At 58.6% G+C, this 21,586-nt stretch carries 22 protein-coding genes and 2 pseudogenes; 9 read left to right on the forward strand and 15 right to left on the reverse strand.

Features of this window, described 5'->3' with window-relative positions; genetic code table 11:
* The first annotated feature begins 39 nt into the window (after positions 1-39).
* From HA43_RS03850 to dolP, 4 genes are read left to right on the forward strand one after another with little or no spacing between them, the layout of a single operon-like run.
* Positions 40-2,070, forward strand: a complete 2,031-nt coding sequence (locus tag HA43_RS03850) for a penicillin-binding protein activator (RefSeq protein WP_094111022.1) — start codon at positions 40-42, stop codon at positions 2,068-2,070.
* On the forward strand, positions 2,028-2,423 hold the full coding sequence (locus HA43_RS03855) for a YraN family protein (RefSeq protein ID WP_071669191.1): 396 nt from the start codon (positions 2,028-2,030) through the stop codon (positions 2,421-2,423). Before HA43_RS03850 ends, HA43_RS03855 begins: the two co-directional genes overlap by 43 nt.
* Positions 2,424-2,437: 14 nt before the next feature.
* Positions 2,438-3,025, forward strand: a complete 588-nt coding sequence (gene diaA / locus HA43_RS03860) for a DnaA initiator-associating protein DiaA (protein ID WP_039380533.1) — start codon at positions 2,438-2,440, stop codon at positions 3,023-3,025.
* Between the two features lie 14 nt (positions 3,026-3,039).
* Positions 3,040-3,612, forward strand: a complete 573-nt coding sequence (gene dolP / locus HA43_RS03865; RefSeq protein WP_039380536.1) for a division/outer membrane stress-associated lipid-binding lipoprotein — start codon at positions 3,040-3,042, stop codon at positions 3,610-3,612.
* A gap of 40 nt (positions 3,613-3,652) precedes the next feature.
* Here dolP and HA43_RS03870 read toward each other — a convergent pair whose 3' ends face one another.
* On the reverse strand, positions 3,653-4,354 hold the full coding sequence (locus HA43_RS03870) for a pirin family protein (RefSeq protein WP_094111023.1): 702 nt from the start codon (positions 4,352-4,354) through the stop codon (positions 3,653-3,655).
* Between the two features lie 129 nt (positions 4,355-4,483).
* On the opposite strand from HA43_RS03870, the gene HA43_RS03875 reads away from it, so the two are divergent.
* On the forward strand, positions 4,484-5,389 hold the full coding sequence (locus tag HA43_RS03875; RefSeq protein WP_039380543.1) for a LysR family transcriptional regulator: 906 nt from the start codon (positions 4,484-4,486) through the stop codon (positions 5,387-5,389).
* Here the strand turns inward: HA43_RS03875 and HA43_RS03880 are convergent, their stop codons facing one another.
* From HA43_RS03880 to pmbA, 11 genes and pseudogenes are all read right to left on the reverse strand, one after another.
* Positions 5,390-7,300 carry a BglG family transcription antiterminator gene (locus HA43_RS03880; RefSeq protein WP_071669189.1) on the reverse strand — a complete coding sequence of 637 codons (1,911 nt, stop codon included), beginning with the start codon at positions 7,298-7,300 and terminating at the stop codon, positions 5,390-5,392.
* 21 nt (positions 7,301-7,321) lie between these two features.
* Positions 7,322-8,061, reverse strand: a pseudogene (gene dagF / locus HA43_RS03885) (2-dehydro-3-deoxy-phosphogluconate aldolase).
* On the reverse strand, positions 8,058-9,179 hold the full coding sequence (locus HA43_RS03890) for a DgaE family pyridoxal phosphate-dependent ammonia lyase (RefSeq protein ID WP_094111024.1): 1,122 nt from the start codon (positions 9,177-9,179) through the stop codon (positions 8,058-8,060). The pseudogene dagF and the gene HA43_RS03890 overlap by 4 nt, the downstream one beginning before the upstream one ends.
* The gene (locus HA43_RS03895) at positions 9,163-10,296 is read right to left on the reverse strand and encodes an amidohydrolase/deacetylase family metallohydrolase (RefSeq protein WP_094111025.1); all 1,134 of its coding nucleotides are present in this window, start codon (positions 10,294-10,296) and stop codon (positions 9,163-9,165) included. The genes HA43_RS03890 and HA43_RS03895 overlap by 17 nt, the downstream gene beginning before the upstream one ends.
* A 90-nt stretch (positions 10,297-10,386) precedes the next feature.
* Positions 10,387-11,034, reverse strand: coding sequence for a DUF4310 family protein (locus tag HA43_RS03900; RefSeq protein WP_039380556.1), 648 nt, complete (start codon positions 11,032-11,034; stop codon positions 10,387-10,389).
* Positions 11,035-11,044: 10 nt separating this feature from the next.
* Positions 11,045-11,821, reverse strand: coding sequence for a DUF4311 domain-containing protein (locus HA43_RS03905; RefSeq protein ID WP_071669187.1), 777 nt, complete (start codon positions 11,819-11,821; stop codon positions 11,045-11,047).
* Between the two features lie 77 nt (positions 11,822-11,898).
* Positions 11,899-12,197 (reverse strand): annotated as a pseudogene (locus HA43_RS03910) (DUF4312 family protein).
* Positions 12,198-12,200: 3 nt separating this feature from the next.
* Complete coding sequence (locus tag HA43_RS03915) at positions 12,201-12,557, reverse strand: SFCGS family glycine-rich protein (protein ID WP_039380562.1); 357 nt, start codon at positions 12,555-12,557, stop codon at positions 12,201-12,203.
* Positions 12,558-12,574: 17 nt separating this feature from the next.
* A complete protein-coding gene (locus HA43_RS03920; RefSeq protein ID WP_071669185.1) occupies positions 12,575-12,904 on the reverse strand; it encodes a glycine dehydrogenase in 330 nt (109 codons plus the stop codon).
* A 254-nt stretch (positions 12,905-13,158) separates the two neighbouring features.
* Complete coding sequence (gene cybC, locus HA43_RS03925; protein WP_071669184.1) at positions 13,159-13,545, reverse strand: cytochrome b562; 387 nt, start codon at positions 13,543-13,545, stop codon at positions 13,159-13,161.
* A 71-nt stretch (positions 13,546-13,616) separates the two neighbouring features.
* A complete protein-coding gene (gene pmbA / locus HA43_RS03930; protein WP_094111026.1) occupies positions 13,617-14,957 on the reverse strand; it encodes a metalloprotease PmbA in 1,341 nt (446 codons plus the stop codon).
* A gap of 115 nt (positions 14,958-15,072) precedes the next feature.
* On the opposite strand from pmbA, the gene yjgA reads away from it, so the two are divergent.
* Positions 15,073-15,615 carry a ribosome biogenesis factor YjgA gene (yjgA, locus tag HA43_RS03935; RefSeq protein ID WP_065648113.1) on the forward strand — a complete coding sequence of 181 codons (543 nt, stop codon included), beginning with the start codon at positions 15,073-15,075 and terminating at the stop codon, positions 15,613-15,615.
* Between the two features lie 55 nt (positions 15,616-15,670).
* Here yjgA and mpl read toward each other — a convergent pair whose 3' ends face one another.
* On the reverse strand, positions 15,671-17,026 hold the full coding sequence (gene mpl / locus HA43_RS03940) for a UDP-N-acetylmuramate:L-alanyl-gamma-D-glutamyl-meso-diaminopimelate ligase (protein ID WP_039380571.1): 1,356 nt from the start codon (positions 17,024-17,026) through the stop codon (positions 15,671-15,673).
* A gap of 168 nt (positions 17,027-17,194) precedes the next feature.
* On the opposite strand from mpl, the gene fbp reads away from it, so the two are divergent.
* Positions 17,195-18,202 (forward strand): class 1 fructose-bisphosphatase, encoded by a 1,008-nt coding sequence (gene fbp, locus HA43_RS03945; RefSeq protein WP_039380574.1) that lies wholly within the window; start codon positions 17,195-17,197, stop codon positions 18,200-18,202.
* 55 nt (positions 18,203-18,257) lie between these two features.
* Here the strand turns inward: fbp and HA43_RS03950 are convergent, their stop codons facing one another.
* Positions 18,258-19,817, reverse strand: coding sequence for a methyl-accepting chemotaxis protein (locus HA43_RS03950; protein WP_094111035.1), 1,560 nt, complete (start codon positions 19,815-19,817; stop codon positions 18,258-18,260).
* Positions 19,818-20,077: 260 nt separating this feature from the next.
* On the opposite strand from HA43_RS03950, the gene HA43_RS03955 reads away from it, so the two are divergent.
* Complete coding sequence (locus HA43_RS03955; protein WP_039380575.1) at positions 20,078-20,527, forward strand: DUF441 domain-containing protein; 450 nt, start codon at positions 20,078-20,080, stop codon at positions 20,525-20,527.
* A 101-nt stretch (positions 20,528-20,628) separates the two neighbouring features.
* Complete coding sequence (gene ppa / locus HA43_RS03960) at positions 20,629-21,159, forward strand: inorganic diphosphatase (protein ID WP_039380576.1); 531 nt, start codon at positions 20,629-20,631, stop codon at positions 21,157-21,159.
* Between the two features lie 72 nt (positions 21,160-21,231).
* Here the strand turns inward: ppa and HA43_RS03965 are convergent, their stop codons facing one another.
* Positions 21,232-21,585, reverse strand: a complete 354-nt coding sequence (locus tag HA43_RS03965) for a gamma-glutamylcyclotransferase family protein (protein ID WP_039380578.1) — start codon at positions 21,583-21,585, stop codon at positions 21,232-21,234.
* Position 21,586: the final 1 nt, after the last annotated feature.

Here is a 21,586-nt window from a genome sequence, read left to right on the forward strand (position 1 = left end):
AATATTGAGCATCAAGAAAAAAACATCACTGGATACAGTATGCTTCCTTCAAAAGTCGTACGTCGTAAAGCAGGACGCTTTGTACCTGTTCTTCTCGCCGGGCTGATTCTGGCCGCCTGTAGCGGTCAGGGTCCGCAGCAAACCTCTAACGTCAATATTCAGGGGCCCGCAACCGGACGCTCTGACTATTATCTGCAGCAGGCACAGCAAAGCAGCGATGATAGCAAGACCGACTGGCAATTACTTGCCATCCGTGCCCTGTTGAAGGAAGGAAAGTATCCTCAGGCACAAACGCAGCTTGGCCAGCTGCCGCAGCAGCTCTCTGATGTGCAGCAGCAGGAGCTGCAGCTGCTGCGCGCGCAGCTGCAGATTGCGCAGCAGAATTACAGCGGCGCTCAGCAGCAGCTCAGCTCGATTAAAGTGGCCGATCTCTCTTCCGATCAGCAGGTACGCTACTACGCACTGCAGATCGCCGCGGCGCAGAACCGGCCATCGCTGGCGCTGCTGCGCGCCTATATCGCGCAGGAACCGCTCTTAAAAGGTGACGAACACCAGAGTAACATCGACGCGACCTGGCAGGCGCTGACCCAGCTGACGCAGGACCAGCTTAACAGCGTTGTCATCAATGCCGATGAAAATACCCTGCAGGGCTGGCTCGATCTGCTCAATACCTGGCACGCTAACAGCCAGGATCCGCAGATGCTGAAGGCGGCCATTAGCGACTGGCAGACGCGCTACCCGCAAAACCCGGCGGCAAAAACGCTGCCAGCGCAGCTAAGCCAGGTCAAAAACTTCAGCCAGGCTTCCACCAGCACCATCGCCCTGCTGCTGCCGCTGAACGGTCAGGCGCAGGTGTTTGCGAATGCGATTCAGAAAGGCTTTAACGATGCAAAAAATGGCGTGCTGAGCGCGGCTGCCCCGGCACAGAGCAGCGCGCCGGAAAGCGCCACTGCCCAGCCTGCGCCGGACGCGACAGCGGATAGCGGAGCGGCCAACAGCGTGGTTAGCCCGGCGGCCGCCAGCATGCCTGCGCAGGAGAACACGCAGCAGCAGCCTGCTGCACCAACCTCTCAGCCAGCCGCCAGCAGCGCACAGATTAAAGTGTACGATACCAGCAGCCAGCCGATCGCTCAGGTCATGCAGCAGGCGCAGCAGGATGGCGCCACGCTGGTCGTTGGCCCGCTGCTGAAAAATCATGTGGAAGAAGTAGCAAACAGCCAGACCCCGCTCAACGTACTGGCGCTAAACGAGCCGGAACAGATCCAGAACCATCCGAATATCTGCTATTTTGCGCTTTCTCCTGAAGACGAAGCGCGTGATGCAGCGCACCATATCTATGAGCAGGGCAAGCGCCAGCCGCTGCTGCTGCTGCCGCGCAGCAGTTATGGCGACCGGGTCGGAAAAGCGTTTGCAGAAGAGTGGCAGCAGCTGGGTGGTGCCACGGTGCTGCAGCAGCGCTTTGGTGGCGTGGCCGAGCTGAAACAGGGCATTAACAGCGGAGCCGGTATTGCGCTGAGCGGCACGCCGCTGACGGTACAAATGGAGCAGCCGCAAAGCGTGGCCATTGCAGGCCTGACGATCCCGGCGCCGCAGAGCAGCACCCCGGCACCGGCAGCTGACAGCAGTGGCGGTAGCGTGGACGCCGTTTACATCGTCGCCAGCCAGAATGAGCTGCAGCTGATCAAACCGATGATCGCCATGCGCACCAGCAGCCGCAACAGCACGGCGCTTTATGCCAGCTCGCGCAGCGCGCAGGCGGGCGCCGGTCCCGATTTCCGGCTGGAGATGGAAGGCCTGCAGTACAGCGATATTCCGCTGCTCTCCGGCGCTAACCCTGGCCTGATGCAGCAGGCAGCGAAGACGTTTAACAACGACTATTCGCTGGTGCGCCTCTACGCGATGGGCATTGATGCCTGGACGCTGGCAACGCAGTTTAACCAGATGCGGCAGGTAGCCGGCTTTGCCATTGATGGCAACACCGGTAAGCTGAGCGCCGACACGGATTGTGTCATCAACAGGAAGCTGGCATGGAACCAGTATCGCCAGGGACAGGTCGTTCCGGTACAGTAAACCGCCAGCGTATCGGCGCGGAGCATGAACAGCAGGCGCGTCACTATCTGGAGCGCGCCGGGCTGAAGTGGGTCGCCAGTAACGTCCGCTTTCGCGGAGGTGAACTTGACCTGATTATGCGCGACGCCGACTGCTGGGTATTTGTAGAAGTGCGCTACCGGCGCGATGCGCGCTACGGCGGAGCAGCCGCCAGCGTGACGCGTCAGAAACAGCAGAAGCTGCTGCGGGCAGCGGCGCTCTGGCTGCTGACGCGCGGCGGCAGTTTTGAGACGGTCAATTGCCGTTTTGACATCATTGCCATTACCGGGCGCGAACTGACGTGGCTGCCCGCTGCTTTTAATGCCGATGAATAGAACCAGGTGGTCTTGTGCAGGACAGAATTAAAGCGTGTTTTACTGAAAGTATTCAGACGCAGATTGCCGCAGCCGAAGCGCTGCCGGATGCGATCTCCCGCGCCGCGATGACGCTGGTGCAGTCGCTGCTGAATGGTCATAAAATTCTCAGCTGCGGTAACGGTGCCTCAGCGGCCAATGCGCAGCACTTTGCGGCCAGCATGATTAACCGGTTTGAAACCGAGCGTCCCAGCCTGCCGGCGCTGGCGCTGAGCGCAGATAACGTTATGCTCACCGCCATCGGTAACGATCGGCTGCATGATGAGATCTACGCCAAACAGGTACGGGCGCTGGGTCAGGCGGGTGATGTGCTGCTGGCGATCTCAACCCGGGGTAATACCCGTGACATCGTTAAAGCGGTTGAGGCGGCAGTGACGCGCGATATGACTATTGTCGCGCTGACCGGACACGACGGCGGCGAGCTGGCTGGCCTGCTCGGCCCTCACGACGTGGAAATCCGCATTCCCTCTCATCACAGTGCGCGCATTCAGGAGATGCATATGCTGACGCTGAACTGCCTGTGCGACTTGATCGATAACACCCTCTTTCCCCACCAGGAATGACTGAAGGAGCTTACATGAAAGCATTGAACGCTATCGCCCTGCTGTTAACGGCCATGCTGCTGCAGGGCTGCGTGGCAGTGGTTGCCGGCGGTGCCGCTGTTGCCACCAAAACCGCCACTGACCCCCGCACCGTGGGTACGCAGGTTGATGACGGTACGCTGGAGCTGCGCGTCTCTAACGCGCTGGCAAAAGATGAACAGATTAAGAAGCAGGCGCGGGTCATTGTTACCGCTTACCAGGGCAAAGTGCTGCTGACCGGTCAGGCACCGTCTGCCGATCTCGCCAGCCGTGCCAAACAGATCGCTATGGGCGTCGACGGCGCAACAGAGGTCTACAATGAGATCCGCACCGGAGAGAAGGTCAGCCTTGGCACCTCTTCTTCCGATACCTGGATCACGACCAAGATCCGCTCGCAGCTGCTGGGCAGCGATCAGGTCAAATCGTCTAACGTGAAAGTGACGACGGAAAACGGGGAAGTCTTCCTGCTGGGACTGGTCACGCAGGAAGAAGCCACGGCGGCGGCAGATGTTGCCAGCCGGGTCAGCGGCGTGAAGCACGTGACAACCGCCTTTACCATTCTGAAATAATCTTCATTCTTCCTGTGAGGGCGGCGCTGGCCGCCCTTTTTTATGCCGGTAAATCGATCACCAGCGCACGCAGCGGCGTCTCTGCCTGCAGGATAAGCTGCTGCTCATCACGAATAAATGCACCGTCACCGCACTGCAGCCGCTGCTGGTTCGCGCTGCTGCTGCGCACATCCAGCGTGCCGTGAATCGACTGCAGGTACGCGCGCGCGCCGCGCAGCTGCACAATCTGCTCCTCTCCCGGCGCTAACGTCACCTGATACACTCTCGCATCCTGACGCAGCTGCAAACTCTGGTCTGCCCCATCAGGCGAAGCCAGCAGCAGCGGCGATGCGCCATTAAGCGTCATCCGCTGCTGCAGCGGGTTTTCCCGTTCCGGACAGGCGCTCAGCCAGAGCTGCAGGCGCGTCAGCGGCCGATCTTTGCTGAGGTTTATCTCGCTGTAGCTTACGCCCTGCCGCGCAGACAGCAGCATCGCCTCACCTGCCCGTACGGTCAGGCGCTGTCCCTCGCTGTCGCGATACTCCGCCTCGCCCTGCAGCACCAGATTTAACACATCAACCTGCGGATAGGTGCGGGGCTGAAAAGCGGCACCCGGCGCCAGCACCTCCTGGTTCAGCACGCGCAGCGCGGCGTACCCCATCAGTTTGGGATCAAAATAGTGGCCAAAAGAGAAGCTATAGCGCGCCTGCAACCAGCCAAAATCAGCCTGGCCACATGCGGACGCGCAGCGGGTTGTCATCATGCTATACCTCCGGTGCACTGCAGGAGACGCTCACTGCAGGCTTAATCGGTTTATGGTAAAAGGCTGGACGGCGGAATGTTAGCCAGTTAATCTGCCTGGCATATTCAAATTTACTGACAGAGAATCAGTATGGCTAAAGAGCGTGCATTAACGTTAGAAGCGTTACGGGTGATGGATGCGATCGATCGGCGCGGCAGCTTTGCCGCCGCGGCAGATGAGCTGGGTCGCGTTCCCTCTGCGCTGAGCTATACCATGCAGAAGCTGGAAGAGGAGCTGGATGTGGTGCTGTTCGATCGCTCCGGTCATCGCACCAAATTCACTAACGTTGGCCGGATGCTGCTGGAGCGCGGCCGCGTACTGCTGGAGGCCGCAGACAAGCTCACCACCGACGCAGAAGCGCTGGCGCGCGGCTGGGAAACGCAGCTGACTATCGTAGCGGAGGCACTCATCCCCACCGACCTGCTGTTTCCGCTGGTCAGCAAACTGTCAGAAAAAGCCAACACGCAGATATCTCTGATCACTGAAGTGCTGGCGGGCGCGTGGGAACGTCTGGAGCAGGGCCGGGCGGATATCGTCATCGCACCTGACCTGCACTTCCGCGCCTCCAGCGAAATCAATACCCGCAAGCTTTACACCATTATGAGCGTCTATGTCGCCAGTCCTGACCACCCTATTCATCAGGAGGCAGAGCCGCTTTCGGAAGTCACGCGTGTGAAATATCGCGGCATTGCCGTCGCTGACACGGCGCGTGAACGTCCGGTGCTGACGGTACAGCTGCTGGATAAGCAGCAGCGTCTTACGGTCAGCAGCATGGATGACAAGCGGCGGGCGCTGCTGGCGGGACTGGGCGTTGCCACCATGCCTTATCCGATGGTAGAGAAAGATATTGCCGAGGGCCGGCTGCGCGTGGTCAGCGCTGAGTATACGCGGGAAGTGGATATTATTATGGCCTGGCGTCGCGACAGCATGGGTGAAGCCAAAGCCTGGTGCCTGCGTGAAATCCCGAAGCTGCTGGCTAAGCGCAATCAGGCCTAGTCAGGGGCGGCCCAGACACTCTATCGCCACGGTTTTAAAATGGTCAAAGTCACGGCACTCCCGCAGGCGCGGCATGGCACGTTCGCGCAAAAAGGTGACAAACAGATCGTAGAGCGCCATCGCCTCTTCATATTCACGTTTGCTGATAGCCAGCAGAAAGATCACGCAGGCGGTCTCATCACCCCAGCTGACGCCATGCGGCGCAATAACGGTATAGACCGCGGTTTTCTGCGCCAGCAGGCCGAGCGCGTGCGGCAACGCAATGCCATCCCCGAGCAGCGTGCTGACAATCGCTTCACGCTCAACCACGGATGGATAAAAGTCTGCTGCAACAAAGCCCTGCTCCTGCAGGCGATCGCACAGCAGCTGAAAGAGCGCCTGCTGCGTCAGCGGCTGATCCAGCACCATAAAATGCTGCGCGGAGAAATATTTTTCCAGCATCCACGGCCGGGTGCGATCCACCAGCACCAGCTTGCCGAGCTGCTCCAGCTGAAAGCCGGTCGGAAAGGGCGACATCACTACCACCGGCCGGTTCTTTTCATGCAGCCGCACCGTAGAGATAACAAAATCTTCTTCAATCCGCTCGCGCAGCGCGTAGTCGCGCTGTGTCAGCCGGGCGGTGACCACCAGCTGCGGATATTTGCGCAGCAGCAGCGCCTCAATCATCCGCAGCGTTGAGGTTCCGCTATCGCACACCAGCAGTACGCGCGGGTGGCGCTGATAGCCAACGTCATAGTGCCGCTCCAGCCCCACGCCAATATGCAGCACCAGAAAGCCAATCTCATTTTCGCTCAGCGTATAAGGAGTATATTTGCTCCAGCTGCTGACGGCGGCCAGCGTCACATCCCACGCCAGCGGATAGTGCTGTTTGATGTTGCTCAGCAGCGGATTGGGAATATGGATCTGATAGCGCACCCGGGTGATCATCGATTTGATATGGGTAAGCAGATCGGCGCGCAGCTGCTCGTCGTGCTGCAGCTGGTAGGCATAATGCGTATTGATATAACTCAGCAGCCAGCTCACCAGCGCGTCAGCGTCATCTGCATTGATGGTGCTTGGCTCCAGCGCCTGGATCTGACGCGCGGCGATATTGACGCGCAGCCAGTTCTCTTCCGCCCGCGATAAGGCTTTGCCGGTAAGCGGTCGCAGCTGATGCACCAGCGCGTGCGCCGCCTCACGCACCTCTTCGCCTACTTCTTCTGCGCCCGGATCGCTGAGCGGAAAGCCTTCGCTGATGCGGCGTACTGCTACCGCGCAGTAGATCAGCAGGTAGCGCTCGCCCTCATCGCTGAGACGAATAGCGTAACGGCTGAGGCAGTGCTGCAGCAGCGGCTGCAGCTGCGTCAGCATATCACTGCGCAGTACTTCAATGCTCAGCAGCGGGCTGTCGGGCGTCTCCTGGTCGATCTGCCACAGCAGATCGGTAAGGCAGGTGCGGATAGCCGTCTCGCTGCCAAACAGCTTCATGCCGTAGCGCGGTTTAGTTTCGATATGCAGATGATAGCGCCCCAGCCACTCCCGCACCTCTGCCATATCCCCCTGCAGCGTGGCGCGACTGACAAACCACTCTTCCGAGAGATCTTCCAGCCGCAGTGACCAGGCCGCAGTAAGAAAGCGGCTGAGCAGATAGCGAACCCGCTCCTGCGAGGTGCGCGGCACCCGCAGCGGCGCGCTGCTTTGCTGCTGCAGCGAATCAAAGCGTGCCGCGTCAGCCACCTGCAGCTGATAGCCGGCGCCGCGCGCCAGCACAAACTGTGCGCCGTGCTGCTCCAGCAGCGCGTTCAGCGCCGCAATGTCGGTGCGCACCGTGCGCGTAGAGACCGAGAAACGCCGTGCCAGCTCATCCTGCGGCAGCGTTTCATGCTGCAGTGCGGCAAACAGCTGCGCCAGACGCTGATTAGGAAATCTCACAAAGCCTCACCCGTAACGAAGTTATTGCAGCAGTGCCTTGCACGTTGCCAGAAGCTGGCGCACATCGTCAATGCGCGTCTCACCGCTTGCGCTGTCGATAATTGAGCTGTAAACGTGCGGGATCACTTTACTGACGCCCGCCTCCAGCGCGATCTGCACGATCTCCGCAAAATTATGCAGATCGATACCGCCGGTGGGCTCCAGCCAGAAATCGCGCCGGGCGCACGCCTCTGCGACCGCGCGATACTCCGCCACCGCGCTCAGACCGCCCATCGGAAAATATTTTACCGAGCTGCCGCCCATGTCCTGCAGCATGGCGATGGCGCTGTCGATCGGCACAATCGCTTCCGCCGCCTGTGAGCTTAGCGGACCGGTTGAGATCTTCACTTTCCCTGGCGTTCCGCTGGGGGAGACCAGACCATTTACCACCGTCTGCGACTGTCCCAGCAGCGCACGGCTGGTCGCGACTCCGGTAAACACCTGATTGACATGCTGCGGCTGCAGCACCGCTGCCAGTTCGCTCACCATAGCAGACTGACGCGGATCGCCGGCCCCGAGACCGATAGAGAGCGCGTTATCAATCAGCGCGGCGTAATCGCGCATGTCAGCCAGCGCCGCGTCGTGGCTGGCATAATTTTTGACAGCACGCCAACCAGCACATGCCCTTCTGCTGCCAGCCAGATGTCGCGTGCGTTCTGCTTTGAGCCCGCCAGTACGTTGAGACAGAGACGATCCTGATAAAAATCGGGGGTCAGCTTCATGCACGGTTTCCTTTTGCCAGCAGCGCGTCAATACGGCTGAAGATAGTCTGCAGCTGCGCGGCAGTGACGCTGCGCACGTCGGCTTCGATAATGCTTTCGTTTGCCTTATAGCCGCGAAAATAGATAGCGATGTCGCCGTTTTTCAGCGCCTGGACGAGATCGCCGGTTGCCCAGCCGGTCAGCGCTTCATCGAGATGAATTTCTGTACGCGCAATATCGCGCCCGGCGCTGTCCCATACCACCCGCGCGGTGACGCCCGGCAGCTGGTTAAGCTGGTCGATGAATGGCGTCATGTGCTGAACCATCTCGCTGCCGCTGATTTTTGGCTGCGACAGGTAGCGCTCAATGGCCTGCGTCAGGCCCAGAATCCCCTCTTTGCCCACTTTCATCGCACGACCGATGCCGTTGCTCTGCCGTTTTACCCATTCGACACAGCGGCTGCGCCCTACCACCAGTCCGCTGGAGGGACCCTCTATCGCCTTGGCACCGCTGTAGATCACCAGGTCAGCACCCATCTGGTAGTAGCAGCGCAGGTCTTCTTCTGCCGCCGCATCCACAATCAGCGGGATGCCATGCTGCTGCGCGACTTCTGCCGCCTGCGCCACGCTGAGGTGGCTTTTTTGCACGCAATGGTGCGATTTTACGTAGAGCAGCGCTGCCGTAGCCGGCGTGATCGCCGCTGCCAGCTGCGCGGCGGAACACTCGTTGCTGTAGCCCGCTTCCACCAGCCGGCCACCGCCCAGCGCGACCATGGTGCCGACCGGCGCGCCGTAGTTCACGTTGTGCCCTTTAGGCACGACGATCTCATGCGGAACCGTGAGCGGCGCCGCGTGCAGGTTATCCAGCAGCCAGGCGTTATCTTTCACAATGACCCCGGCCACACACTGAGCGATACCCGCCGAGGCGCAGGAGACCACGACGGCGCTTTCTGCCTGCAGCAGTCCGGCAATGTAGTCACCGGTATGGTTCACCAGATCTTTCATTTCAAAGTAGTGGTTCAGGCCATAGCTGACGCTTTCCACCACCTCCGGTGCCGGCGTCGAGACGCCCAGAATAGTCATACGGCCTGACGCGTTGATCACCTGTTTCAGGTGATATTTTTCATAAACTGAAAACATGATGACGCTTTCCCTCTTCGGTCAGATGCCACTGGCCTGCCACTGTCACAGCCACCGGCAAAAAATGGTGCTCTCCCGCCACCTGTTCGCCCTCTGCATCGGTAAACGGACGGGTCTCCTGATTCACACTGAAAATAGTCAGATCGGCATCGCTGCCCGGCGTCAGATCGCCTTTGCCACTGAGGCGCAGCGCCGCTGCTGCCTGGGTTGTCACGCAGGCGATCACCTGCGGCAGCGTCATGCCCAGCGCAAGAAACTTAGACATCACGTGCGCGAGGCTGTGTACCGGCCCGTGCAGGCGGTTGCGACAGTAGATATCGGAGCTGATGGTATCGGGCAGAATGCCGCGGGCGATCGCCTGTCGCGCCACCGCAAAGCTGAAGCTGGCGCTGCCGTGCCCGATATCGAGCGTGACGCCGCGCGCCAGCGCCTGACTGACCGCCGCTTTCAGCTCACCCTGCGCGGAGAGAATGCGGTTAGGTTTGCCGTTAAAGCAGTGGGTAATGATATCGCCGGCGGTCAGCAGCTCAGCGATCTCCTCCAGCACCGGCGGATCGTTACCGATATGTACCATGAGCGGCAGATCGCCGGCAGCGTGCTGGATCGCTTTGGCGCGGATCAGCGGTGCAATGCCGTTTTCCCCGACCACGCTGCTGCTCATGCGCGCTTTCAGACCAACAATGAAACCGGGATGGCGCGTGACCGCCTGCACCACCGCTGCTTCATCAATCTGGCGCATATCCGCCAGTTCGTTCTGGGTGACTATCCCGGTGCGGGCAACGTTGATCAGCGCCCTGACGTCGGTGGCGGCGTGGCGCGTCAGCTGCCGGAAGTCATCGATCTGGTCGGCGCCGGTGCTGCCGGCATCCACCACGGTGGTGACGCCCTGCGCAACGCCGACAGCGTCCGCTTCATCGTGGTAGACAGGCGATTTTGCATAGCAGTGTACGTGGCTGTCTATCCAGCCTGCGCTGACGTACCAGCGCCCGGCCAGATCGCGCTCCTGCTGCGCGGTGCCCGTGACGTTGCCGACGACGGCGATTTTGCCGTCGCGAAGAGCGATATCCACCAGCTGCTCATCGCACAGTCGTGCGCGGCGCAGAATCAGATCAAACATGGTTACTCCTTACTGCGTTTGCGGCCAGGGGCGCATGAATGCGCCCCCTACATCCTTACCCCAGGGTCGCCATTCATGGCGCCCGCCCTGTTACAGCGAAATCGGGAACATCGCACCCAGCACCATGGCACCCAGAATTGCGCCGCCGGTAATCGGCTTGTTCCACAGGTAAAACAGCAGAGCGCCAGCGAGCGAGCCCAGGCCAATGGGAATGGAGGCTGCCATCGCCGACAGGATAATCAGCGGGCCGAGAAAGCGTCCGGAGGCGTTGCCTGCGCCCATCATCACATCGGCGCCATAGGTGGAATCGCTCTGGTTGATGGTAAATTTGCGCGCCAGAATAATGACGTAACCAATCGCCACCCCGATCACCAGACCGGTTACCAGCGAAGCCGCAAAGTTCGCGACCGGAAACACAATGCCTGCGCCCAGCAGCAGCGCCGGCACGCCCAGCCCGACGCCGGTCTGGATCGCACCGCCGATATCCAGAATACCGACCAGCGAGCCTTCAATGATGCGGGCAAACAGAAAGCTGGCGCCAAACGCGGCGACCGCGCCATAGACGCCGGTCTCCATGCCGGCGCGCAGCATCGACACAAACGCCACTTCGTTAAAGGCGCCGATTCCGTAGAGGTAGTACATATGCGTACCGGCAAATACGCCGGATGAGAGCAGGCCGACAAAAATCGGGAAGGACCAGTCGGCATACCAGAAGCCGCGATTTTCATGTTCGTTCATGGATGGCTCCTTATTTGCCGCTCAGGCTGTTGTGGATCATGTCAAGCCAGCCAGGGACGCCGAGCTGGAAAGATTGCAGCAGTTTCATATCGAACCCGCGGAAGAAGCCGCTCAGTACAAACAGCAGCACAATTGCCGCCATCATGACTTTCGTCACCCGGTTCCAGCCGCTCTCCTCTACCCCTTTCCCAATCAGGATCCCCAGCACCAGCCCCGGTACGGCATTACCCATAATCAGCTGCGCCAGGCCGCCAAAGATGGTGGCCCAGAAGCCCGATTTTTTGCCGGCGTCGATGGCTGCCAGCCAGAAAATGACCGGCATGACGGTGTTTACCAGCAGGTTAGCCGCCGGCACCAGCACTTTGACTGCCGTCACCTGCAGCGCAGCCGGTACGGCTGAGGCGGTGCTGTTCAGAAAAGCCACGACGATCATGCCGATGATGCCGCACGCTATCGCCATACGCTTCGGGTTATGCAGCGTCTCTGCCACATTGCGATTTTTGACCATCAGCGCCGCAGCACCCCAGTTCGGCAGAATGCGGTGATCCACATCCTGCGTGAAGGAGCCAGCCGCCACAGAGGACGCCCAGGCGTTGAAAAAGAAGCCGAGACCAAAAGAGAAATGGGAAGCGGGGTCGCCTTCACACGAGTTAAGCTCGCCCAGGGTACGAAATGCACCCATGCCCTGTGTGACCGGTGCGTGGAACATGCGCGCTGCGCCAGCTCCCACCCCGACGCCGACCAGCCCGCCGATAATTAACGACTTAAACAAAATGATGAGAAACATAGTGTTGTACCCTTTATTGTCATTGTTGCGCCGGGTAAGCCCGCTCTCCTGGCGGGATAACGACCAGACCAGCGCGTTCAGGGTGTCGCCGTAAATGTCACGCTTTCCATATCGATAACGGTGACGCTGACGCTGATTTCCAGTTCAACGCTGTAGTGATGCCGCTCGCGCGCCAGGAAAAAAACAGAAATTTTTCCCGCCGGGTACGCACCCTGGCGTGCAGCACCCGCACATCCAGCGGCTCAATGCGCAGCAGCAGCTTCTGGCTGTTGCGCAATACCTGCTGCTGCACGCTGCTGAGCGCATCGGCAAAGGCTTTTGCTTTGGTATCGCCTTTCCCCTGCACGATAACCTGCGTCTCATAGTGCTGTTTCATACGTCAGCTGCCGTGCTTCTTGTTCCAGGCCTGCACCAGCCGTTCGCCCAGCTCCTCTTTGTCCATAAAACCAAAGCCCAGCACGGTTGCCCCTTCGTTGATCGCCGTTACGCCCTCGTCTACCGAGCGCATGCCATGTTTCGCCCGGTAGCCATATTTGTTCTGCGCGGTGATAGCACCCGCGCCGCCGCTGCCGCAGAAAGAGATGCCGAAATCAGCGTTTTCCGCTTTCATCACATCACCCAGCTTCATATCGGCTGCCACGCCCGGCACCACCACCGCGCGTCCACCCGCTTTTTCAATGCCGGCAGCCACTTTCTGGCCTTTACCCAGACGATCGCCAATCACCACTGTCACCATGTTCACTTCCTCTCTGTTTATGCGTCGTTACTTTTCGCCACTTCAATATGCACCGAGAGCAGCCAGGCCTCTTCCACCGGCAGATTGCCGAACAGATCGACGATCTGTTGCGCCAGCTGCAGGCTGTCAGGCGGAATATCATCAAACAGCTCCGCTTCTACCTCCGGCAGCGCCTCGCCGTTTAGCGAGCGGCTGGCCATCGCCTGAACGTGCGAATTCAGCATCTGCTGCTGCACCGGTGTGGGGCTAATCTGGTGCGCGGTATAGAGGATCGCGATTTGACTTAATATGCGATCCGCCAGCGCCTGAACGGCTTCTGCGTTCAGCGGGACAGCATCACTCCTCACCCTTCTACTCCTGTTTACGGCAGATAATTCGCGTTAAAAAACAAACTACGCGTTCCGTCCGGCCGTGTGGAGACGCACTTTTTCCACCCTGAAACGGAAATGTGGCAACGCGCGGTGCGTCAGATCGCAGACAGCACATATCGCGCATGCCAGCGGCTGGCATGCATCAGGCGTGCGGGAAAGTTATATATTTGCAGAGGAGTGTGCAGGGGAGGATCGGTAAAGCGGGCCAGCACGCAGGCTGGCCCCGAGTATCAGCGGAATTTCTTATGGTTGGTATTGCGGATATCTTCCAGTTTTTTCGCTTCGGCTTTTGCCTCATCCAGCTTGCTGGCCTGAGCGAGCTTGTCGACCACGTCAATCTGCGCAATCAGTGCGTCAAGACCGGCGTGATAATCTTTGATCTGTGCGCTATCCGCCGGCTGCCCTTCCAGCTTGTCCGGCGTGGAATTTTTGGCATCCTGCGCGGCCTGGCGCATTTTACCGAGCGCAGTATGCATCTCCTGCGCGTCATCCGTTTTCTTCACTACGCTCAGGTTCTCTTTCAGCGTATCCATATCCTGTTCAAGATCTGCCGCCAGCACGCTGGCAGAAGAGAACAGTAACGACAGAGACAACATTGCAATTAAATGCTTACGCATGACGTGTTCCTTTTAATTATTATCGGGCAAAAAAAAGCAGCCTTGCCGGCTGCTTTCTGGAAGCGATGTCGTTATTGTCCGGCGATTTTCATCTCCGGCAGCAGCACCGATCCGCATTGTATATTGCTGCGGGTTTCAATGTCGTTACCGACCGTAACCATATTGCGCCACATCTCTTTAAGGTTTCCTGCAATTGTGACTTCGCTCACAGGATACTGAATTTCGCCGTTTTCAACCCAGAAGCCCGCCGCGCCGCGCGAGTAGTCGCCGGTCATGGCGCTGACGCTCTGACCCATCAGTTCAGTGACAATCAGGCCGCGTCCCATCTGTTTAACAAGGTCATCAAAGCTGTGGCCCTGACCGGCAATGCGCCAGTTATGTATGCCGCCCGCGTGGCCGGTGCTCTGCAGGCCAAGCTTGCGCGCTGAATAGCTGGTCAGCAGCCAGTTCTGCAGCACACCCTCTTTGATAATATCGCGCGCTTCGGTTCGCACGCCTTCACTGTCAAACGGCGTCGAGGCGAGTCCTTTCAGCAGATGCGGCTGCTCCTGAATCGTCAGCCATGAGGGCAGGATCTGCTGGCCCAGCGAGTCGAGCAGAAACGTCGATTTGCGATAGACGCTGCTGCCGCTGATCATACCAACCAGATGACCAAACAATCCGGTGGCGACCTCAGGTGCAAACAGCACCGGTGCTTTCATGGTTGGCAGCTTGCGCGGGGCAAGGCGGGCCAGCACGCGGCGGGCACACTCGTTACCGACCCACTCTGCGCTCTGCAGATCGTCTATCGAGCGGCCGATAGTATAGGCGTAGTCACGCTCCATATCGCCATCCTGCTCGGCAATGACACAGCTCGACAGCGAGTGGCGGCTGGAGCAGTAGCTCTGCAGCATGCCGTGACTGTTACCAAACACTTTGATGCCAACGTGGCTGTTGAAGCTGCCACCTTCCGTATTGGTAATGCGCTTGTCCGCCTGCAGCGACGCCTGTTCAGCACGCGCGGCCAGCTCGATGGCGCGATCGGCATCGATCTCCCACGGATGGTAGAGATCAAGATCGGGTGCATCAAACGCCAGCAGTTCACGCTCTGCCGGTGCAGCGTAAGGATCGGGTGAGGTGTAGCGCGCAATGTCGATCGCTGCCTGCACGGTGCTTTTTATGGCATCGGGACTGAGATCGGTCGATGAGGCGCTGCCTTTGCGGTTTTGATGATAGACGGTGATACCAAGCGCACCGTCGCTGTTGAATTCGACGTTTTCCACTTCACCATAGCGCGTGCTGACACCGATGCCGGTGGTTTTTGTCACCGCAACTTCAGCACCATCGGTGTGGGCTTTAGCCAGTTCCAGCGCCTGGGCGACAGCCTGTTCCAGCGCTTTACGTTGTTCTGCAACCTGAGTAGATACGTTCATCGACCTGCCGTCTAATCTTAAGTGTGAATCTGTTGAGTCTATCAGACTCAGAGAACAATTTCGCAGTCGCCCGATAAACTGGTAGGATTAGCCTCTTTTTTTAAGGAGCCAAGAGATGACCAGGCAGCCCGAAGACTGGCTCGACGATGTACCGGATAATCAGGAAGAAGAAGATGAAGAGATTATCTGGGTCAGCAAAAGTGAAATTAAACGTGACGCCGAAGAGCTAAAACGCCTCGGTGCCGAGCTGGTTGATCTGGGGAAAAACTCCCTGGATAAGATCCCGCTCGATGAGGATCTGCGCAACGCGATTGAGCTGGCGCAGCGTATTAAGAAAGAGGGTCGCCGTCGCCAGCTGCAGCTGATTGGTAAAATGCTGCGCCAGCGCGATGAAGATCCGATCCGTCAGGCGCTGGATAAGCTGAAAAACCGTCACAACCAGCAGGTGGCGCTGTTCCACAAGCTGGAGCATCTGCGCGACCGCCTGATCGATCAGGGTGACGACGCGATGACCGAGGTGATCACGCTCTATCCGCAGGCCGATCGGCAGCAGCTGCGCAGCATGATCCGCAACGCGCAGAAAGAGAAGGCGGCGAATAAAACGCCAAAAGCAGCCCGGCAGATCTTCCAGTATCTGCGCGAGCTGGCTGAAGCGTAAGAGGCGGCCTGCCGGCCGCACGCTCTCCGGAGGCGTCCTGCAGGACGCCACGGCCTTAGCGTCCCAGTCGCTCCAGCAGTTTTTGATGGATCCCGCCAAAACCGCCGTTGCTCATCACCAGAATTGAGTCGCCTGGCTGCGCCTCTTTCGCAATCATTTCCGTCAGCGTATCGACGTCCGCACTCCACTGCGCAGGCGGAATACAGGCGTCTGCCACGTCGGAGACCTGCCACGGAATATGGTGCGGCTGGAGCAGAAAGACCTTGTCTGCCCGGCCCAGCGACGGCGCCAGATCGTTTTTACTGACCCCCATTTTCATGGTGTTGGAGCGGGGCTCCAGTACCGCGAGGATGCGCGCCCTGCCACCTACTTTGCTGCGCAGCGCCGCCAGCGTGGCGTGTATCGCCGTCGGGTGGTGGGCAAAATCGTCATAGACCTTGATACCGTTGACCTCACCGCGCAGCTCCAGCCGGCGGCGCGCGTTGATAAAGCTGCTGAGCGCCTCGCCCGCATCTGCCGGTTTCACACCCACGTGGCGCGCGGCGGCAATCGCCATCAGGCCGTTATGCATATTGTGTTCGCCGACCAGCCCCCAGTTCACCTCGGCCACTTTTTCCCCCTCCAGCCAGACTTCCCAGCGGGCGGCGTCTGGCGTCAGCTTTTTCGCCTGCCAGTGGCCATGTTCGCCTGTGGTCTCCTGCTCGCTCCAGCAGCCCATCGCCATCACCTGCTTCAGGTTGTGATCGTGTTCCGGCAGCAGGATTTTGCCCTGGCCGGGTATGATGCGGATCAGATGATGGAACTGCTTCTGGATAGCGCGCAGGTCGTCGAAGATATCTGCATGGTCAAACTCAAGGTTATTGAGGATTAGCGTACGCGGGCAGTAGTGCACAAACTTGGAGCGCTTGTCGAAGAAGGCGCTGTCATACTCATCCGCTTCAATGACAAAGAATGGGCTTTTTCCTAATTTTGCCGAGACGTCGAAGTTGCCCGGCACGCCACCGATAATAAAGCCTGGTTCGAGGCCGCACGCCTCAAGGATCCACGCTGCCATGCCGGCAGTAGTGGTTTTACCGTGCGTTCCGGCTACGGCCAGCACCCAGCGATCGCGCAGCACAAAATCGTGCAGCCACTGCGGCCCGGAGAGGTAGGGAATGTTGCGCTCCAGCACGGCTTCAACACAGGGATTACCGCGCGTCATGGCGTTACCGATAATCACCAGGTCTGGCGCCGGATCGAGCTGCGACGCCTCGTAACCCTCAGTTAATTCAATGCCTTGCTGCTCAAGCAGCGTACTCATCGGCGGGTAAACATTTGCGTCCGAGCCGGTTACCTGATGTCCCAGCGAACGCGCCAGCATAGCCAGGCCGCCCATAAAAGTGCCACAAATGCCGAGGATGTGAATGCGCATAAATAGATCCATTAACTGAAAGTTCGGCGCACAGTGTAACCCCGAGTCTGAAGGGAAGAAACGGATTAGGACTATGGTTTTTAAAGTTCAATCGGCTAAACTGCGTACGCATACGTTGGCAGTTTGTTACAGCTGCTGCCACTCCATCGTAGATTCAGGGAATGTGTTATGAAAACGTTAGGCGAATTCATCGTCGAGAAGCAACACGACTTTCCTCACGCCACAGGTGAACTGACGGCGCTGATTTCCTCCATTAAGCTGGGCGCTAAAATCATTCACCGCGATATTAATAAAGCGGGTCTGGTGGATATTCTGGGTGCCAGCGGCGTGGAAAACGTGCAGGGCGAACAGCAGATGAAGCTGGACCTCTTCGCGAATGAAAAACTGAAAGCTGCCCTGAAAGCGCGTGGTGTGGTTGCCGGCATCGCCTCTGAAGAAGAGGATGAGTTTGTTATCTTTGAAGGCTCGGAAGATGGCAAATATGTGGTGCTGATGGATCCGCTGGATGGCTCATCCAACATTGACGTAAACGTTTCTGTCGGAACCATTTTCTCTATCTATCACCGTATCAGTGAACCCGGTACGCCGATCACAGAAGCGGACTTTATGCAGCCGGGGAATCAGCAGGTGGCCGCAGGTTATGTGGTGTATGGCTCCTCAACCATGATGGTCTATACCACCGGCGTCGGCGTGCACGCCTTTACCTATGATCCGTCGCTCGGCGTTTTCTGCCTGAGCCACGAGCGCATGACCTATCCGGCAAAGGGCTACACCTATTCCATTAACGAAGGTAACTACATTCGCTTCCCGCAGGGCGTGAAGAAATACCTGAAGTTTTGCCAGGAAGAGGATATCGACACGCATCGTCCTTATACCTCGCGCTATATCGGTTCGCTGGTGGCAGACTTCCACCGTAACCTGCTGAAAGGCGGCATCTACCTCTACCCAAGCACCGCCAGCCATCCCAACGGCAAGCTGCGCCTGCTTTATGAGTGCAACCCGATGGCGTTTCTCGCCGAGCAGGCGGGCGGTAAAGCCAGCGACGGTAAAAACCGTATTCTTGACCTGCAGCCTGAAACGCTGCACCAGCGCTGCCCGTTCTTCTGTGGTAACGAAGCGATGGTCGATGATGTTGAGCGCTTTATCCGCGAATATCCGGATAACCACGGCGCCTGAGCCGTGCCGGACAGTAAAAAAACCCGCCGCTGAGCGGGTTTTTTATGGTTTGCGCTTACGCCGCGGCGATGCGGAACTGCGCCATTGAGGCCTGCAGCTGCTGCGACTGCGCTTCCAGCAGCCGGGTGGCGGCTCCCGCCTGCTCCACCAGCGCCGCGTTCTGCTGCGCCGCTTCATCCATCTGCGTCACCGCCATATTGACCTGCTCAATACCGCGACTCTGCTCGTCAGATGCACCGGAGATCTCTTTCATCAGCGTCGTTACGCGCATCACTTCACCGGCGATCTCATCCATGGTCGCCCCCGCGCGCGTCGCCATTTCACTGCCCTCTTTAACCCGCGTCTGCGACTCGCTGATCAATGTCCGGATCTCTTTCGCCGCGCTGGCGCTGCGTCCTGCCAGCGTGCGTACTTCATTCGCCACTACGGCAAAGCCCCGGCCCTGCTCGCCAGCGCGCGCCGCTTCTACCGAGGCGTTAAGCGCCAGAATATTAGTCTGAAAGGCAATACCGTCAATCACGCTAAGGATATCCGCGATGCGGTTGGAACTCTGCGTGATCTCCTGCATCTTCTCCATGACGTAGCAGACCACTTCGGCACCGCGGCCGGCGGTGTCAGAGACGCTGCTGGCGAGCTGATTTGCCTGCTGCGCATTAACGGCGTTGAGCCGCACGGTGGCGGTGAGCTGTTCCATGCTGGCAGCAGTCTGCTCCAGTGATGCGGCAGACTCCTCGGTACGCTGTGAGAGATGCACCGTACCGGCCGCCAGCTCGCGGCTGCCGGTATCGATCTGCAGGCTCGCTTCGCGCACCTGACTCACCGAGTGGCGCAGCGCGCGCTGCATAACGGCCAGCGCCTGATTCAGACGGCCAATCTCATTGTGACCGGCAGCCGGCAGCGGCTGCGACAGATCGCCTGCCGCCACCTGCTCAAGATGCCGGACGGCGCTCTCCAGCGGATGCAGCAGCGCCTGACGCAGCAGCAGCCAGGCCAGGCCGGTCAGCAGCAGGGTGAGCGCCACCGCAATGCCGATCAGGATTTTCATCTGCCACTCATTGTGCGCCGCCTGCGCCAGCCGTGCGGCAGAGACCTCATCGGCGTAAAGGCTGAATGCGTTAACCGCACCGGCATAGCGGGCCGCAAGCTGCGATACATTGCCCTCCAGTACCTGGTAATATTCATCGGTATACTGCTTTTCCAGCGCGGCCATCATCGGCGCAACTGCACCCTGCTGATACGCTTTATAGGCGGCGGCGATCGCCTCCGCCAGCGTTTTGCCGTGAGCCGTTACGGTGCCGGCGTCGATAAACGCCTGCAGATGCCGCTGCGAGCTGGCGACGTCCGCGGCGGCCTGCTTCGTGACGGCGGTCCCCTCATCCAGCAGACCAATCTCAATTTTGCGCACCGCCAGCGCGGCGCTGGCGCGTGCGCGCATCAGGTCGGCGTTGCTCTGATAAAGGCTGTTCAGTTCAATGCCCTGAATACGATTGATGGCGTTAAGCGACTGATTACCGGCATTGATGGCGTAAATGCCCATGCCGCTGACGGCCAGCAGCAGCAGCGTCATGCAGATAAGCAGCGAAAGTAAGGCAGTGCGAAGCGAGAGCTGAGCAATCATGATAATTCCCGTATGTGGTAAAAAAGGGAGAATCCAGTGACCCTAAACGAAGAAATTATCGGCTGTGACGTGCGGAAACTTTACCGGTGCCTGACGATCGGGCGAATGATGATCGCTCATGCTGTGAATTTTCTTTACTGCAGCAGAGATAATTATGCATAAGCCGGTTGCGCCATTTTTTCTGATGGTTGATAAAGGACAGCAGACAAACCGTTGCACGGCTCATTGTCAGCCTGCTGATTATTTATGGAGAAATCATGGCCCCCTACGCCTCAACGCTGATCCTTATCTGTCTCGCCATACTGAGTTATTTTGTTCATAACAGCGCTGTGACGATTTCGATTCTGATCCTGCTGGCCATCAAGCTCACGCCGCTGGCGCAGTTTTTCCCTTACGTGGAGAAACAGGGTATTCAGATGGGAATTATTATTCTGACCGTCGCCGTCATGGCCCCGCTGGCAAGCGGCACCCTGCCGGTGAGCGCCCTGCTGAAATCATTTGCCAGCTGGCAGTCCATCGTGGCAATTCTGGTTGGCGTATTTGTTGCGTGGCTCGGCGGGCGCGGCGTCAGCTTTATGAGCATTCAGCCATCGGTGGTTGCCGGGCTGCTGATTGGTACCGTGATTGGCGTGGCGTTCTTTCGCGGCGTGCCGGTAGGGCCGCTGATTGCGGCGGGCATTGTCTCGCTATTTGTGACGGCGAAGTAGCGGGCTTGGAGCATTCCGAAACGCCAAAAAGGGGGCATACTTTCAGAGTCAGTTGGCTATAATAGCCGTCACTCAACATACGACTAATGAAGGAAAGCCAGATGAGTCTGAACCAGGTGCCTGCAGGTAAAGATCTGCCAGAAGATATCTATGTAATTATTGAGATCCCGGCGAATGCCGATCCGATCAAATATGAAGTGGATAAAGAGTCTGGCGCCCTGTTTGTAGACCGCTTTATGTCTACCGCCATGTTCTATCCGTGCAACTACGGCTACATCAACAACACGCTGTCACTGGATGGTGACCCGGTTGACGTGCTGGTGCCAACCCCTTATCCGCTGGTGCCGGGTTCAGTGATCCGCTGCCGTCCGGTTGGCGTTCTGAAGATGACCGATGAGTCTGGCGAAGATGCCAAACTGGTGGCGGTGCCGCATACCAAACTGAGCAAAGAGTACGATCACATCAAAGATGTGAACGACCTGCCAGAGCTGCTGAAAGCGCAGATCACCCACTTCTTTGAGCACTACAAAGATCTGGAAAAAGGCAAATGGGTGAAGGTTGACGGCTGGGATAACGCAGAAGCGGCCAAAGCTGAAATCATCACCTCTTTCGAGCGCGCGCAGCAGAAATAATCTTTGCCGGGCAGACCGGCTGAGATGCGCGTTACCGATATAAAAACACCGCCTTTACGGCGGTGTTTTTATTTATGCATCTGCAGCGTCATCGCGTTGCAGCCAGTCGCCGCTGGCAATGTGCGGTCGCCCCGCAACTGAGCGCTGGTAGACGTACAGCCAGGCGCTGCCGTAGGGCGTCTGAATAAGCTGACGCTTATACTCGCCGTTCTTGCAGCGCAGGGCATCCAGCTCACCGAGCGTGCTGGCATCAATGCGGTATACCTCACCCAGGACGGTTCCTTCGCCCTCCACCACACCCGGGTAAAGCCCCAGATTATAGAGGTCAAACCCCTTAATCTGGTGCTCGCCGAGCCACTGCGCATTGGTCATCCAGTGACTATTTCCCTGCTTGCGCCGTAAACTGCCGTAGACAATTATTCGCATT

Source organism: Pantoea eucrina, from assembly GCF_002095385.1.
GTDB lineage: Bacteria > Pseudomonadota > Gammaproteobacteria > Enterobacterales > Enterobacteriaceae > Pantoea > Pantoea eucrina.

Excerpts from the sequence above, each read along its gene's own strand:
- HA43_RS03850 (WP_094111022.1), top strand. The coding sequence starts at position 40 with ATGCTTCCTTCAAAAGTCGTACGTCGTAAAGCAGGACGCTTTGTACCT.
- HA43_RS03855 (WP_071669191.1), top strand. The coding sequence starts at position 2,028 with ATGGAACCAGTATCGCCAGGGACAGGTCGTTCCGGTACAGTAAACCGC.
- dolP (WP_039380536.1), top strand. The coding sequence starts at position 3,040 with ATGAAAGCATTGAACGCTATCGCCCTGCTGTTAACGGCCATGCTGCTG.
- HA43_RS03870 (WP_094111023.1), bottom strand. The coding sequence starts at position 4,354 with ATGATGACAACCCGCTGCGCGTCCGCATGTGGCCAGGCTGATTTTGGC.
- HA43_RS03875 (WP_039380543.1), top strand. The coding sequence starts at position 4,484 with ATGGCTAAAGAGCGTGCATTAACGTTAGAAGCGTTACGGGTGATGGAT.
- HA43_RS03890 (WP_094111024.1), bottom strand. The coding sequence starts at position 9,179 with ATGTTTTCAGTTTATGAAAAATATCACCTGAAACAGGTGATCAACGCG.
- HA43_RS03895 (WP_094111025.1), bottom strand. The coding sequence starts at position 10,296 with ATGTTTGATCTGATTCTGCGCCGCGCACGACTGTGCGATGAGCAGCTG.
- HA43_RS03900 (WP_039380556.1), bottom strand. The coding sequence starts at position 11,034 with ATGAACGAACATGAAAATCGCGGCTTCTGGTATGCCGACTGGTCCTTC.
- HA43_RS03905 (WP_071669187.1), bottom strand. The coding sequence starts at position 11,821 with ATGTTTCTCATCATTTTGTTTAAGTCGTTAATTATCGGCGGGCTGGTC.
- HA43_RS03915 (WP_039380562.1), bottom strand. The coding sequence starts at position 12,557 with ATGGTGACAGTGGTGATTGGCGATCGTCTGGGTAAAGGCCAGAAAGTG.
- cybC (WP_071669184.1), bottom strand. The coding sequence starts at position 13,545 with ATGCGTAAGCATTTAATTGCAATGTTGTCTCTGTCGTTACTGTTCTCT.
- pmbA (WP_094111026.1), bottom strand. The coding sequence starts at position 14,957 with ATGAACGTATCTACTCAGGTTGCAGAACAACGTAAAGCGCTGGAACAG.
- yjgA (WP_065648113.1), top strand. The coding sequence starts at position 15,073 with ATGACCAGGCAGCCCGAAGACTGGCTCGACGATGTACCGGATAATCAG.
- mpl (WP_039380571.1), bottom strand. The coding sequence starts at position 17,026 with ATGCGCATTCACATCCTCGGCATTTGTGGCACTTTTATGGGCGGCCTG.
- fbp (WP_039380574.1), top strand. The coding sequence starts at position 17,195 with ATGAAAACGTTAGGCGAATTCATCGTCGAGAAGCAACACGACTTTCCT.
- HA43_RS03955 (WP_039380575.1), top strand. The coding sequence starts at position 20,078 with ATGGCCCCCTACGCCTCAACGCTGATCCTTATCTGTCTCGCCATACTG.
- ppa (WP_039380576.1), top strand. The coding sequence starts at position 20,629 with ATGAGTCTGAACCAGGTGCCTGCAGGTAAAGATCTGCCAGAAGATATC.
- HA43_RS03965 (WP_039380578.1), bottom strand. The coding sequence starts at position 21,585 with ATGCGAATAATTGTCTACGGCAGTTTACGGCGCAAGCAGGGAAATAGT.